14 protein-coding genes are annotated in these 13,110 nt (G+C 39.6%); 9 read left to right on the top strand and 5 right to left on the bottom strand.

Annotated elements, in window-relative coordinates:
• Positions 1 to 147 precede the first annotated feature (147 nt).
• Complete coding sequence (locus tag L4F91_RS02180) at positions 148 to 981, top strand: neutral zinc metallopeptidase (RefSeq protein ID WP_395897023.1); 834 nt, start codon at positions 148 to 150, stop codon at positions 979 to 981.
• A 110-nt stretch (positions 982 to 1,091) separates the two neighbouring features.
• On the opposite strand, the gene L4F91_RS02175 is transcribed toward L4F91_RS02180, so the two are convergent.
• Positions 1,092 to 1,811, bottom strand: coding sequence for a pirin family protein (locus L4F91_RS02175; protein WP_265762239.1), 720 nt, complete (start codon positions 1,809 to 1,811; stop codon positions 1,092 to 1,094).
• Positions 1,812 to 2,008: 197 nt separating this feature from the next.
• The gene (locus L4F91_RS02170) at positions 2,009 to 2,743 is read right to left on the bottom strand and encodes a hypothetical protein (protein ID WP_265762241.1); all 735 of its coding nucleotides are present in this window, start codon (positions 2,741 to 2,743) and stop codon (positions 2,009 to 2,011) included.
• A 293-nt stretch (positions 2,744 to 3,036) separates the two neighbouring features.
• Here L4F91_RS02170 and adhE point away from each other — a divergent pair, with 293 nt between their 5' ends.
• Complete coding sequence (gene adhE / locus L4F91_RS02165; RefSeq protein ID WP_265762243.1) at positions 3,037 to 5,661, top strand: bifunctional acetaldehyde-CoA/alcohol dehydrogenase; 2,625 nt, start codon at positions 3,037 to 3,039, stop codon at positions 5,659 to 5,661.
• Between the two features lie 108 nt (positions 5,662 to 5,769).
• Here adhE and L4F91_RS02160 read toward each other — a convergent pair whose 3' ends face one another.
• Both L4F91_RS02160 and L4F91_RS02155 read right to left on the bottom strand, forming a co-directional pair.
• Positions 5,770 to 6,249: a Dps family protein gene (locus L4F91_RS02160; protein ID WP_265762244.1), complete on the bottom strand. Its 480-nt coding sequence runs from the start codon at positions 6,247 to 6,249 to the stop codon at positions 5,770 to 5,772.
• Between the two features lie 119 nt (positions 6,250 to 6,368).
• Complete coding sequence (locus L4F91_RS02155; protein ID WP_250364152.1) at positions 6,369 to 6,938, bottom strand: anthranilate synthase component II; 570 nt, start codon at positions 6,936 to 6,938, stop codon at positions 6,369 to 6,371.
• Between the two features lie 56 nt (positions 6,939 to 6,994).
• On the opposite strand from L4F91_RS02155, the gene L4F91_RS02150 reads away from it, so the two are divergent.
• The 3 genes from L4F91_RS02150 to L4F91_RS02140 all read left to right on the top strand — a co-directional run bounded on the left by L4F91_RS02150 (position 6,995) and on the right by L4F91_RS02140 (position 9,151).
• Positions 6,995 to 7,990 carry an aminodeoxychorismate synthase component I gene (locus L4F91_RS02150; protein WP_265762245.1) on the top strand — a complete coding sequence of 332 codons (996 nt, stop codon included), beginning with the start codon at positions 6,995 to 6,997 and terminating at the stop codon, positions 7,988 to 7,990.
• A complete protein-coding gene (locus tag L4F91_RS02145; RefSeq protein WP_265762246.1) occupies positions 7,990 to 8,580 on the top strand; it encodes an aminotransferase class IV family protein in 591 nt (196 codons plus the stop codon). The genes L4F91_RS02150 and L4F91_RS02145 overlap by 1 nt, the downstream gene beginning before the upstream one ends.
• Positions 8,581 to 8,761: 181 nt before the next feature.
• Positions 8,762 to 9,151 (top strand): RidA family protein, encoded by a 390-nt coding sequence (locus L4F91_RS02140; protein WP_265762247.1) that lies wholly within the window; start codon positions 8,762 to 8,764, stop codon positions 9,149 to 9,151.
• Positions 9,152 to 9,204: 53 nt separating this feature from the next.
• Here the strand turns inward: L4F91_RS02140 and L4F91_RS02135 are convergent, their stop codons facing one another.
• Positions 9,205 to 9,816 carry a LysE/ArgO family amino acid transporter gene (locus L4F91_RS02135; protein ID WP_250350854.1) on the bottom strand — a complete coding sequence of 204 codons (612 nt, stop codon included), beginning with the start codon at positions 9,814 to 9,816 and terminating at the stop codon, positions 9,205 to 9,207.
• 144 nt (positions 9,817 to 9,960) lie between these two features.
• Between L4F91_RS02135 and rpe the strand changes: the two genes are divergently transcribed.
• The 4 genes from rpe (at position 9,961) to L4F91_RS02115 (ending at position 13,096) form a co-directional block, all read left to right on the top strand.
• The gene (gene rpe / locus L4F91_RS02130) at positions 9,961 to 10,635 is read left to right on the top strand and encodes a ribulose-phosphate 3-epimerase (protein ID WP_265754347.1); all 675 of its coding nucleotides are present in this window, start codon (positions 9,961 to 9,963) and stop codon (positions 10,633 to 10,635) included.
• Positions 10,635 to 11,309 carry a phosphoglycolate phosphatase gene (locus tag L4F91_RS02125; protein WP_265762249.1) on the top strand — a complete coding sequence of 225 codons (675 nt, stop codon included), beginning with the start codon at positions 10,635 to 10,637 and terminating at the stop codon, positions 11,307 to 11,309. The genes rpe and L4F91_RS02125 overlap by 1 nt, the downstream gene beginning before the upstream one ends.
• Positions 11,310 to 11,332: 23 nt before the next feature.
• A complete protein-coding gene (trpS, locus tag L4F91_RS02120; protein WP_265777714.1) occupies positions 11,333 to 12,334 on the top strand; it encodes a tryptophan--tRNA ligase in 1,002 nt (333 codons plus the stop codon).
• A gap of 129 nt (positions 12,335 to 12,463) precedes the next feature.
• Positions 12,464 to 13,096, top strand: coding sequence for a hypothetical protein (locus L4F91_RS02115; RefSeq protein ID WP_265778677.1), 633 nt, complete (start codon positions 12,464 to 12,466; stop codon positions 13,094 to 13,096).
• Positions 13,097 to 13,110 lie beyond the last annotated feature (14 nt).

Genomic DNA, 13,110 nt, shown 5'->3' with positions numbered 1-13,110 from the left:
TTACCCAATTCACCTTCATAAGTCTATATACCTTCTATAAATAATCTTGATCTTTACATTAATTGAAAATTCTTCGCAAAAAAAGCACCGCACTTTTCTTTCTTTTATACTAAAATAGCCGCCAATTTTAGTTATTAAGGAAAAATTATGCGTTGGCAAGGTCGTAGAGAAAGTTCTAATGTGGAAGACAGAAGAAGTGCAAGGGGCAGTTTCGGCGGTGGTAAAAAAACGGGCGTACTCGGCTTTATTATTTTACTGGTTGGTGCTTATTATGGTGTTGATTTATCAGGGCTTGTTGGCACACCTGATTTTGGCAGCCAAACTCACCAAATGACAGTGAACAGCCAAGAAGAGCAAGAGCTAAACAGCCTTTCTCGCGTGGTATTAGCGGATACAGAAACGGTGTGGAGTAATTATTTCGCGCAAAAAAATCAGCGTTATGCCCCACCTATTATGGTGCTGTATAACGGTGCAACGTCCACCGCTTGCGGTACAGGGCAATCTGCAATGGGACCATTTTATTGTCCTAACGATCAGCGTGTTTATTTGGATTTGTCGTTTTATCGTGATATGAAACATCAACTCGGGGCGGAAGGAGAATCCGCTTTCGCCTATGTCATCGCACACGAAGTCGGACATCATATCCAAAACTTACTTGGCATTTTGCCGAAAGTACATCGAGCGCAACAAAGCCTTAGCCAAGCGCAAGCGAATCAGCTTTCGGTTAAATTAGAATTACAGGCAGACTGTTTTGCTGGTGTATGGGCTAATCAAGCAGCAAAAACGGGGTTATTTGAAGCAGGTGACTTAGAAAAAGCCTTCCGTGCCGCTGAGGCAGTAGGGGACGATCGCTTACAAAAACGCTCACAAGGCTATGCCGTACCAGACAGCTTTACCCACGGCACCTCAGCTCAGCGTTTAACGTGGTTTAAACGCGGTTTACAAACGGGTGAACCAAGTCAATGTAACACGTTTAATTAATGGGCGAATGAAGAGAGATTAAGTGCGGTAGAAAAATTAAACATTTTACACCGCACTTATGTTTTATAAAAAAATTGCTTATCTTTTGGGATAAGCAATTTTTTAAGCCCTTATTGTGGCAATACCATTGGTACTTCCATTAATAAAATTTCTGTATCAGAATCAGCCACCACATCAAAACTTGCGGTATCCCAAATACCTAAACCATCACGGCTTGATAGCTGTTTTCCAGCAATCGTTGCATTACCTTTTAGTACAAAAGCATACACACCATTGCCTGCTTTATGTAGGTCATAGATTTTGCTTGTACCCTGATCAAATTTTGCAAGAGAGAACCACGCATCTTGGTGAATCCATACGCCTTCATCATCCGCATTTGGTGAAAGAATTTGTTGGAAATCGTTGCGTCTTTCCCCTTCCACAATACGCATTTGCTGATAACGAGGTGCTACATTACGTTGATTAGGAAATACCCAAATTTGCAAAAATTGCACTGGCATATCCGCATTTGGGTTCATTTCTCTATGTGTAATGCCTGTTCCCGCAAACATCACTTGAATATCACCTTGGCGAATAACACCGCCGTTCCCCATACTATCTTTGTGAGCTAAATCACCGCTTAATGGAATGGAAATGATTTCCATATTATCGTGCGGATGCGTGCCAAACCCCATTGCCCCCTCAACATAATCATCATTGATTACACGTAAAGCGCCGAAATGTATGCGATTAGGATCGTAATAATTCGCAAAGCTAAAAGTATGACGGCTTTTTAACCAACCGTGATTAGCATTACCACGGCTATTTGCTGAATGAAATACAGTATTCATATTGAAGCTCCTAATTCTGTTTAATTCACTTATGTTATAAAATGCATTTTACGCCGCTGAATTAGAAGATAAATCGCAATTCTGTGAATACTTCTTTTACCATTGGTAAATAATAAGAGGAAAAGACTCACTTTTACACATAAAATAGTAAAAAAAGTGCGATATTTTCCACCGCACTTTGCTTTTAGCGAAATCAGCTATTTTTCTGCACTTCCTGCAACAATATGGCAAATGCTACCTTTGCTACCATAATGACAAGGCATTAAATAGAAATCCTTGCCACCCTTTTCATAGCTTTTACCTAAGATCAAACTATTACAATTTTTAGCCAGAATAAAATACTGCTCAGCGTTAATTTCTAACTTGTGATACATATCTTTATTGAAAGGGCGTAAATAGCCCACAAGGCAGGCAAGAATCACAAAGTAAAAATAAATCACCACTGCGGTCGGCACGATATTGAGTTGTTTTTTCGCAAGAGATTGCCATAGCATACAAATATTATAACGCGTGAAAAAACGGCATAATAGAAGGCTGATTACAAGCAATCCAGCGACATAAATTAATAAGCTATAAAGCGTAAACACTTTGATCAGCACCGTAATTTCCAAAAATAATGGAAAGGTTAAAATAAAGCAGGTTAATAAGGTGCGAACAAAATTAAAAGGGGATGAAGAGAGCTTATCTTTCAATAAAATCAATAGTCTAATACCTAAAATATAGGTAAGAAGCATAAAAGCAGACACGCCGAGAACGTGAAATAAGCTGCGTGCAATATCTGCTCTGCCCACTTCAACGATATCCCAAGGATAACCATAATACCAAGCTAACCCCCAGTTATAACAATAAGCCACAGACCAGCCTACTAATACTAGAAAGCCGAATAAAATAGAAGAATTGAGTAATTTAGTAAAAGAAATACGTTCGTTCATAACCTCTCTCAAATAGGAATGATTATCAAGCGTTAAAATTTTAAGCTATTTTTTTCATCTTTTAAATTAATTTCACTTTGCTTTGCGAATGGTTGGATCTCTATAAAAAACAAGGCAATTTTTTATTTGTTAAAATAGCGTTAAATCATTGTAAAACAAGCGTATTTTGAGTATTTGATCTAGATCAGCGTTTCCGTCTTTAATGCAAAATTGTTTAAGCACTTATCCCTCCAAGTAGGTATAATTTTTCACAGAAAAAAATTATCAATTTATAAACTTTAGGAGAAATCATTATGAGTAACGTGGTTGAAAACACAAGTAGCCCAGCTCAAGCAGAAGTGAACGCCTTGGTGGAAAAAGGCTTAGTTGCCTTAGAAGAATTCCTCCAGCTCAACCAAGAACAGGTTGATTACATTGTGGCGAAAGCCTCGGTAGCGGCGCTCGATCAGCACGGTGTGCTTGCTATGCACGCTTATGAAGAAACAGGGCGTGGTGTGTTTGAAGACAAAGCAACGAAAAATTTATTTGCCTGTGAGTATGTGGTAAATAATATGCGAAATCTGAAAACCGTTGGGGTGATTAGTGAAGATGATGTAACGGGCATCACTGAAATTGCTGATCCCGTTGGCGTGATATGTGGGATAACACCAACCACAAATCCGACTTCCACCACCATTTTTAAAGCCCTCATTGCCCTTAAAACACGTAACCCAATTATTTTTGCTTTCCACCCTTCTGCACAGCAATCTTCTGCTCACGCTGCGCGTATTGTTTATGATGCGGCAGTGGCGGCTGGTGCGCCTAAAAATTGTGTGCAATGGATAGAAACGCCCTCAATGGAAGGCACATCAGCACTAATGAAACACCCCGGTATTGCCACTATTTTAGCAACAGGTGGGAATGCGATGGTTGAAGCCGCTTATTCTTGTGGTAAACCAGCCCTTGGTGTAGGAGCGGGGAATGTGCCAGCTTATGTCGAAAAAAGTGCTGACCTACAACAAGCCGTACACGATATTGTGATGTCCAAAGCCTTTGATAATGGAATGATTTGTGCCTCTGAACAAGCGGCGATTGTTGATGCTGAAATCTATGATGACTTCATCAAAGAAATGAAATCTTACGGCGTTTACCTTGTCAATAAAAAAGAAAAAGCAATGTTGGAAGAATTTATGTTCGGCGCAAAAGCCAACAGTGCAAACTGTGCAGGGGCAAAATTAAACGCCAATGTGGTGGGTAAACCCGCCTATTGGATCGCGCAACAAGCAGGTTTTGAAGTGCCAGAAAAAACCAATATTCTTTTAGCTGAATGTAAAGAAGTTGGGCCAAAAGAACCGCTCACGCGCGAGAAACTTTCTCCTGTACTTGCTTTACTTAAGTCTCATTCTCGTGAAGAAGGGGTGAAATTAGCTGAGCAAATGGTGGAATTTAACGGATTAGGGCATTCCGCTGCAATTCACACAAAAGATACTGAGCTTGCCAAAGAATTTGGTGAATGCGTAAAAGCCATTCGTGTAATTTGGAACTCACCTTCTACCTTTGGGGGGATTGGTGATGTGTATAACTCCTTCTTGCCATCGTTAACCTTAGGTTGTGGTTCTTACGGTAAAAATTCCGTAGGTAACAACGTAAGTGCGGTGAATTTATTAAATATTAAACGAGTGGGCAGACGGAGAAATAATATGCAATGGTTTAAAGTACCTTCAAAAATCTATTTTGAACGGGATTCAATCCAATATCTACAATCAATGAAAGGTATGGAACGTGTGGTAATTATCACCGACCGCACAATGGTAGATTTAGGCTTTGTAGAAAAAATTGCGAAACAAATCACTGCACGTGGCAACCACGTTACCTATCAATTATTTGCGGACGTTGAGCCAGATCCAAGTATTGAAACTGTACGTCGTGGAGTTGAATTGATCCGTAGCTATAAACCAGACACCATTATTGCCTTAGGTGGTGGCTCATCAATGGATGCAGCAAAAGTAATGTGGTTATTCTATGAACAACCTGAAGTAGATTTCCGTGATCTCGTCCAAAAATTTATGGATATTCGTAAACGCGCCTTTAAATTCCCACAATTAGGACGCAAAGCACGCTTTATCGGTATCCCAACTACTTCAGGAACAGGTTCTGAAGTTACGCCATTTGCCGTGATCACCGAAGGTGATAAAAAATACCCAATCGCCGACTATTCACTCACCCCAACGGTCGCTATTGTCGATCCGGCGCTGGTAATGACCGTACCCGCTCACGTTGCCGCGGATACAGGGTTAGATGTGCTAACTCACGCAACGGAAGCCTATGTTTCGGTACTAGCCAACGATTTTACAGACGGCTTAGCGTTGCAAGCGATTAAATTAGTGTTTGAAAATCTTGAACGTTCCGTAAAAGAAAAAGATCCTGAAGCCAGAGAGAAAATGCACAACGCCTCAACGATGGCAGGAATGGCATTCGCCAATGCGTTCTTAGGAATGAACCACTCTCTTGCCCATAAAATTGGTGGCCGTTTCCATACGCCTCACGGACGCACCAACGCCATTTTAATGCCGCACGTTATCCGTTATAACGGTACACGTCCGCAAAAAGTGGCAACTTGGCCGAAATATAATCATTATAAAGCCGATGTGAAATACCAAGAAATCGCACGTATGCTAGGCTTACCTTGTGCCACGCCAGAAGAAGGCGTGAAATCTTTCGCGCAAGCTTGTTATGATTTAGCAGCTAGCGTGGGCATTCAAATGTCTTTCAAAGAACAGGGTATTGATGAACAAACTTGGCTCGATGCACGTCGCGATGTGGCATTGCTTGCCTTTGAAGATCAATGCTCGCCAGCTAACCCACGCTTGCCATTAGTGGAAGATATGGAAGTGATTTTAACCAATGCCTACTACGGTTACGATCCAAGCCAATATTAATTGACTATAACGCTGATTGACGTAAATCTGTATTAATCAGCAAAATCAATGAAAAAACCACCGCACTTTAAAAGAGCGGTGGTTTTTGTTAGCTTTTTTATTGGAAAATTAGCTGTTGCAGGTTTCACAAGCAGCAGTAAACATCCAAACTAATTTTTCTTGCTCTTTAATGTAATCACTCATTTGTGAAGCTGTACCTTCATCATCAGCATCAGCGGCTAACGCCAAGATTTCACGCTGTTGTTTGAGTAATGTTTTAAAGCCAGATAAGGTACCGCTTAAGCATTCTTGCGCCACGCTTACACCAGTATGTTCTTTAATTAACGATTTTGTTAAATATTCGCTGAAAGCATTGCTTGGGGTGTAGCCTAAAGTAAGGATACGCTCTGCAATTTCATCTACTTTTACCACTAAATCATCATAAATTTCTTCAAATTTTGCGTGTAATTCAAAGAAATTAACCCCTTTGATATTCCAGTGGTAACCGCGCACGTTCATATAAAAGACTTGGTAAGTAGCAAGTAAGTTATTAAGTTCTTGCGCTAATTTTTCTGAAGTGGCTTTGTCTAAACCGATATTTGTTGCCATAGTATGTTCTCCTCTGTTTGATTTCCTATGATGATAACGATAAATACCTTACAAATAAAATGGATATAAATGATAGATTTAATAGCCTAAAACTATTTAATAATAACCTATTGATAGCTTCAAGTTTTCAACCAATTTTCAATTAACCTTTTTCCTTGCGCTGAAATATAAGATTCGGGATGGAATTGTACGCCAAAAATTGGTAAATGGCGATGTTGCATTGCCATTATGATCCCTTCTTCGCAAGTGGCGGTAATGTCTAATTCAGGTGGAAAATTCTGCTTCGATACCGCCCACGAATGATAAAGCCCAATTTGAAATTGGCTCGGCAATCCTAAAAACAAGCCAGAATTTGACCGCACTTTGATCTGCTTTGCCTGCCCGTGTCGCACCTGCGCTAAATTATATAACGTTGCCCCAAAAAACTCACATAAAGTTTGATGTCCAAGACAAACGCCCAAAATAGATTTACTGTGCTGATAGCGTTCCAACATTGCAAACAGTTGTGGATAAGCACGAGGAACATCAGGCCCCGGAGAAATTAAAATGTGGCTGAAATTTTCTACTTCATCAAGGCTTAAATGCTCTACATTTTGCACGGAAAATGGCACGTCAAACTGGCGAATTAAATCCACCAAATTGTAGGTAAAAGAGTCGTGATTATTGATAATTAATAAATTTGTGTTCATCTTATGGATTCACTACAATGATGACATTTTGCTATCTTACTTGATTTATTGTTCCTATGCCATTTGATTACTTTGTGCAACGTGCTAACCACTTAGGCGCTCAACATATTCCTTTTTTCTTTTTGATCGATTTTGAACAGCAACACCCCATTATTTGCCCCCTTGCAGAATGTGCCGAGCAAGGTATTTGGTTTGAGTTTCCAAGCCAAAATAATTTGCCAATGGCAGCCCAATCAAGCCCAGATAAACCTTTTAGATTAGAAAAATTTCCTATTGATTTTGCCACTTATCAGCAAGGTTTTGACATTGTTCAGCAGGCATTGCAACAAGGAAATTCCTATTTACTCAATCTCACTTATGCCACGCCGATTGCAATAAATTATGATCTCAACACGTTGTTTTTTGCCACACAGGCGAAATATAAACTCTTGTTTAAAAAAGAGTTTGTTTGTTTTTCGCCTGAGCCATTTGTGAAAATTGCACATAACCAAATTTTCACTTATCCAATGAAAGGCACGATGAATGCGGATTTGCCTGATGCAGAGAAACAATTAATCAACTCTGAAAAGGAGCAGCGAGAACATTACACCATTGTGGATTTAATGCGTAATGACCTTGCTATGGTAGGGCAAAATGTGCAAGTAACGCGTTTTCGATATTTAGAAAAGATTATTACCGAACGTGGGGCAATTTGGCAGACAAGTTCAGAGATTCGTGCAGATCTTAACACAAACTGGCAGGCGCATATTGGTACAATACTCAGCCAGCTTTTACCCGCAGGATCGATCAGTGGCGCACCAAAAGAAAAAACCGTTGCTACCATTCAACAAGCAGAATTAGGGCAACGGGGTTATTACACGGGCGTGTTTGGCATTTTTAATGGCGAAAGTCTTGAAAGTGCGGTTGCAATTCGTTTTATTTCACAGCAAAACGGACAATACTCTTTCCATAGTGGTGGAGGGATTACGATTCAAAGCAACGCAGAACAAGAATATCAAGAATTATTAGAGAAAATTTATGTGCCACTTAAAGCACAAAAAGGAACGAACTAATGGATTTCCCCCTATTTGAAACCCTGTGCATTGAAAACGGGCAAGTGCAAAATCTGGCTTTACACCAACAACGTTATGCACAAAGTGTGAGCGAATTTTATGCCAACCAACCTTATACAATTTTTTCCCTCGAAAAAATTCTGCAAAAAAACACCGCACTTTGGAAAAACCTCCATAGTCCCATTGTCCGCTGTCGTATTGACTACAATGCCGAGCAGTATCGCCTTCAATGTTTCCCTTATCAGCGCAAAGGCTACCGGCATTTTCAACCCGTGATTTGTGATGAGATTGACTACCATTTGAAATATAGCGACCGTACTATTTTCAACGAATTGCTGAAGCAAAAAGGCAATTGTGATGAAATTATTATTGTTAAACAAGGTAAAATTACTGATTGCACCATTGGCAATCTTATACTCCGACAAGGTGGGCAGTGGTTCACCCCTGATAGCCCTCTTTTAATCGGCACACAACGCACAAAATTGCTACAACAAAATAAAATCAAAGAGCGATCAATTTTTCTCACTGATTTAGCGAAATATGAAGAAATTCGATTAATTAATGCGTTAAATCCGTTTGACGATCTCTGAATACGGTTTATTAAACCATAAATGGCAAAACAAAATGGGTGAACACGTAGGTTCGCCCCTACGTTGAATAAGTAAAGTGCGGTGCTTTTTTATGAGAAAGTTAAATAAATAGATTTCCCTTTCAGTTTTCCATAAGATTGCATAAAATAAAATCATCTTTTTCACTTAAAAGGAAAATAAAATGACAAAAATTATTCATACAGAAAATGCGCCTGCTGCGATTGGTCCTTATGTACAAGCGGTGGATTTAGGCAATTTAGTGCTAACTTCAGGGCAAATTCCAGTTAATCCCGTAACAGGTAAAGTGCCGGTGGATATTGTGGCGCAAGCACGTCAATCTTTAGAAAATGTTAAGGCCATTATTGAACAGGCAGGTTTAACTGTCGCAGATATTGTAAAAACAACGGTTTTCGTTAAAGATTTGAATGATTTTGCGGCAGTCAATGCGGAATATGAAGGTTTCTTTAAGGAAAATAATCATCCAAACTTCCCCGCTCGCTCTTGTGTAGAAGTGGCACGTTTGCCAAAGGATGTTGGCATAGAAATTGAAGCAATTGCCGTAAGGAAATAATCATCGCAAAAATAAGGGCGAATATCATCGCCCTTTTCACTGTTTTCTTATTTTTACATTAAAGCATAGTTAATTAAGCCAAAAGCAATAAACCACATAATGATCCCTGTGGAGAAATCTAATAAACGCCAAGTAATCGGTCTTTGGAAAAAAGGGATCAGCAATCTTGCACCATAACCTACACTGAAAAACCATAATCCAGACGCGGAAATGGTACCAAGCAGAAAAGCGGTTTTATCTTCCGTGGTTAATGTTCCTGCAATACCACCTACGATAACAATGGTATCCAAATAAACGTGAGGATTGAGAAAGGTAAGCGCTAAGGCGATCATCAGTGTTTTTTTCAATGATAAAGCCGCTCCTTGTTCTAATGCCAAGGCGGTATTGTTACGATAGGCGGAAAGAAAAGCGCGTGCACCATAAACGAGTAAAAATAATCCCCCCACCAAAGCTAATGCCACACTGGCGATTTTTTCTTGGCTAATAAAATGCCCCAAGCCAAATACCCCGAGAGAGAAAAGCAAGCAATCACAGAGAAAAAAGAGCGTGCATAGTACTAAAACGTGCTGTTTGAGCAATCCTTGTTTCAGTAAAAATGTGTTTTGTGCGCCAATGGTGGCGATAAGCCCAAAACACATTAAAAAGCCTTGCAGATAAAATTCCATTCCTTACTCCCTATTTATCTAATAACGGCGATTATAAAAGCCTTATGTGAAAATAATCAATCAGAAAGGGGAAATTTCCTTAAACTTTATGCGATTAAGTAGTACACTATCGACACTTATTTTCAGCCTATCTAGAGGGATAAAATGAAACCTTTTTTAATTGCACCTTCCATTTTATCTGCCGATCTCGCTCGCTTAGGTGAAGATGTCGAGAACGTACTAAAGTGCGGTGCAGATTTAATTCATTTTGATGTAATGGATAACCACTATGTACCGAATTTAACCTTTGGCCCTGCAGTGTGTAAAGCCTTGCGAGATTATGGTATCAGTGCGCCCATTGATGTGCATTTAATGGTGAAACCGGTAGATCGTTTAATCCCTGATTTTGCTAAAGCTGGGGCAAATTACATCACCTTTCACCCTGAAGCCACAGAGCATATTGATCGATCGTTACAACTTATCCGTGATAATGGCTGTAAAGCGGGCTTGGTATTTAATCCCGCTACGCCATTAAGCTATTTAGACTATGTTATGGATAAAGTCGATATGATTTTACTGATGTCAGTCAATCCCGGTTTTGGCGGTCAGTCTTTTATTCCTTCTACCCTTGAAAAATTAAAACAAGCACGCCAACGCATTGATGAAAGCGGTTTCGATATTCGTTTGGAAGTCGATGGCGGTGTGAAAGTGAATAACATTGCAGAAATTGCACGCGCAGGCGCAGATACCTTTGTGGCAGGATCAGCCATTTTCGATCAACCCGATTATCAAAAAGTCATTGACCAAATGCGTCAAGAATTAAGTAAGGTAAGCAAATAATGACATCACAATTTAAACTTATTGGTTTCGATTTAGACGGCACGTTGGTGAACAGCCTGCCCGATTTAGCCCTTTCAGTCAATTCAGCTTTAAACGAAGTGAATTTACCCTCAGCACCGGAAGAATTGGTACTCACTTGGATCGGCAATGGTGCTGGCGTATTAATTGCACGAGCGTTAGAATGGGCTGTGGCACAAACAGGCAAAACATTAAGTGCGGTAGAAATTGAGCAAGTAAAAACTCGCTTTAATGTTTATTATGGTGAAAACCTGTGTAATCTCAGCCGCTTATACCCAAATGTGAAAGAAACACTCACCGCATTAAAAGAGCGTGGCTTTATTTTAGCTGTGGTAACAAATAAACCAACCCAGCACGTTCTTCCTGTACTAAAAGCCTTTGGTATTGATCATTTATTTAGCGAAACCTTGGGCGGACAATCTTTACCACAAATAAAACCGCACCCTGCTCCCCTTTATTATTTATGCGGTAAATTTGGCTTATATCCAAAACAAATGTTATTTGTAGGGGATTCAAAAAATGACATTATCGCTGCCACTTCTGCTGGTTGCCCAGTGGTAGGATTAACTTACGGCTACAATTATAATATTCCTATTGCAGAAGCCCACCCTGATTGGGTGTTTGACGACTTCGCACAAATTCTGCAAATTGTTTAATGTGATTCAAAAAGGATATAACAATGACCAAACCTATCGTATTTAGTGGCGTTCAGCCCTCTGGTGAATTAACTATCGGTAACTACCTAGGCGCATTACGCCAATGGGTAAAAATGCAAGAAGATTATGAATGCTTATTTTGTATCGTGGATCAACACGCAATCACCGTGCGTCAAGATCCACAAAAATTACATTCAGCAACCCTTGATGTGCTGGCATTATATTTAGCCTGTGGTATTGATCCTGAAAAAAGCACCATTTTTATTCAATCGCACGTTCCAGAACACGCCCAACTTGCGTGGGTGCTAAATTGCTATACCTATTTTGGCGAAATGGGACGAATGACGCAGTTTAAAGATAAATCAGCACGCCACGCTGAAAATGTCAACGTTGGCTTATTTACCTATCCAGTTTTAATGGCAGCAGATATTTTACTTTACCAAACCAACCAAGTACCAGTAGGGGAAGATCAAAAGCAACATTTAGAAATCACCCGTGATATTGCCCAACGTTTCAACGCACTTTATGGTGAACATTTTGCTATTCCAGAAGTGTTTATTCCAAAAGCGGGCGCGCGCGTGATGTCGTTACTTGAGCCTGAGAAAAAAATGTCTAAATCAGACGAAAATCGCAATAACGTGATTGGGCTGTTAGAAGATCCAAAATCAGTGGTGAAAAAAATCAAACGTGCGGTTACCGATTCTGATGAGCCACCTGTCATTCGCTATGACGTAAAAAATAAAGCTGGGGTATCCAACTTATTAGATATTTTGGCAGGCATTACAGGCAAAAGTATTGCTGAATTAGAAGCAGAGTTTAAAGGCAAAATGTATGGTCATTTAAAAACTGCCGTCGCCGATGAAGTATCTGCAATGCTCACACAATTACAAGAACGCTATCACCACTTCCGCAATGATGAAGCCTTATTGCATAAAATCGCCGCAGAAGGGGCGGAAAAAGCGCAAGCCCGTGCGAAAGCCACATTAGACGCAGTCTATAAAGCCATCGGCTTCGTTGCGCGTTAATCCACTTTTAACATTAAATTAGGCGAAAAACTCGCCTAATTTTCACCGCACTTTCTTTTACAATGAACTATTATTGTGTAATGTCATCTAAATAAACACTTCATTTAATAAATATTCAAAGGAATTTTAATGAAACGACTCAAAGTGCTTTTGCTTAGCTTGTTTGCTTTACCTAATGCGTGGGCAAATTTAGATACCAATATCAAATACAGCTCAAATTATTTAATGCCTGCCTATGTGCATTTTAACGCCAACGGATCGCAATATCACGTTGATGCTAAGATCAATATTCCGCTGTATAACATTGAATTTAAATCCGTTGGGACGCAAAGTAAAACGGATTTCAAAATGACCAATTACCAAGATGTACGTAACGGTAAACCTTATGCAAAAACGATTATCAAAGGCAATGAAATTGCTTATGGTAAAGTGAAAAATGGTTTGAAAAGCGAGCCACTTGAAATGCCAACCTTTGATTTATTCACGGTAGCATTCCAGCTTAGCTATTACGACAAATTACCGAAAAATTTCCAAATTACTAACGGCAAAAAATTATATCCGATGAAAAATGTCTTCGTAAAACAAAGCGAACGACAAATAAAAATTCAAAATCAATCACAAACAGAAATCACTTATCAATTCCGCACTGGCGAAAAATCTTTTGTGGTAAAAAAATATCGTGGTGAGCAATTCCCTCGTTATATTTCTTATGATAAAGATGGCGACCATTATGAATTAACATTTAGTGAGTTTGTGAAATAAGGCTTATTTTATTT

Origin of the sequence: Avibacterium sp. 20-126, from assembly GCF_044358625.1 — a bacterium.
Taxonomy (GTDB): Bacteria; Pseudomonadota; Gammaproteobacteria; order Enterobacterales; family Pasteurellaceae; genus Avibacterium.
This window is presented reverse-complemented; position numbering and strand designations above follow the sequence as displayed.

Coding starts and splice junctions, on each gene's coding strand:
- L4F91_RS02145 (WP_265762246.1), top strand. CDS start 7,990: ATGGATTTCCCCCTATTTGAAACCCTGTGCATTGAAAACGGGCAAGTG.
- rpe (WP_265754347.1), top strand. CDS start 9,961: ATGAAACCTTTTTTAATTGCACCTTCCATTTTATCTGCCGATCTCGCT.
- L4F91_RS02140 (WP_265762247.1), top strand. CDS start 8,762: ATGACAAAAATTATTCATACAGAAAATGCGCCTGCTGCGATTGGTCCT.
- L4F91_RS02135 (WP_250350854.1), bottom strand. CDS start 9,816: ATGGAATTTTATCTGCAAGGCTTTTTAATGTGTTTTGGGCTTATCGCC.
- trpS (WP_265777714.1), top strand. CDS start 11,333: ATGACCAAACCTATCGTATTTAGTGGCGTTCAGCCCTCTGGTGAATTA.
- L4F91_RS02175 (WP_265762239.1), bottom strand. CDS start 1,811: ATGAATACTGTATTTCATTCAGCAAATAGCCGTGGTAATGCTAATCAC.
- L4F91_RS02160 (WP_265762244.1), bottom strand. CDS start 6,249: ATGGCAACAAATATCGGTTTAGACAAAGCCACTTCAGAAAAATTAGCG.
- L4F91_RS02180 (WP_395897023.1), top strand. CDS start 148: ATGCGTTGGCAAGGTCGTAGAGAAAGTTCTAATGTGGAAGACAGAAGA.
- L4F91_RS02125 (WP_265762249.1), top strand. CDS start 10,635: ATGACATCACAATTTAAACTTATTGGTTTCGATTTAGACGGCACGTTG.
- adhE (WP_265762243.1), top strand. CDS start 3,037: ATGAGTAACGTGGTTGAAAACACAAGTAGCCCAGCTCAAGCAGAAGTG.
- L4F91_RS02170 (WP_265762241.1), bottom strand. CDS start 2,743: ATGAACGAACGTATTTCTTTTACTAAATTACTCAATTCTTCTATTTTA.
- L4F91_RS02150 (WP_265762245.1), top strand. CDS start 6,995: ATGCCATTTGATTACTTTGTGCAACGTGCTAACCACTTAGGCGCTCAA.
- L4F91_RS02115 (WP_265778677.1), top strand. CDS start 12,464: ATGAAACGACTCAAAGTGCTTTTGCTTAGCTTGTTTGCTTTACCTAAT.
- L4F91_RS02155 (WP_250364152.1), bottom strand. CDS start 6,938: ATGAACACAAATTTATTAATTATCAATAATCACGACTCTTTTACCTAC.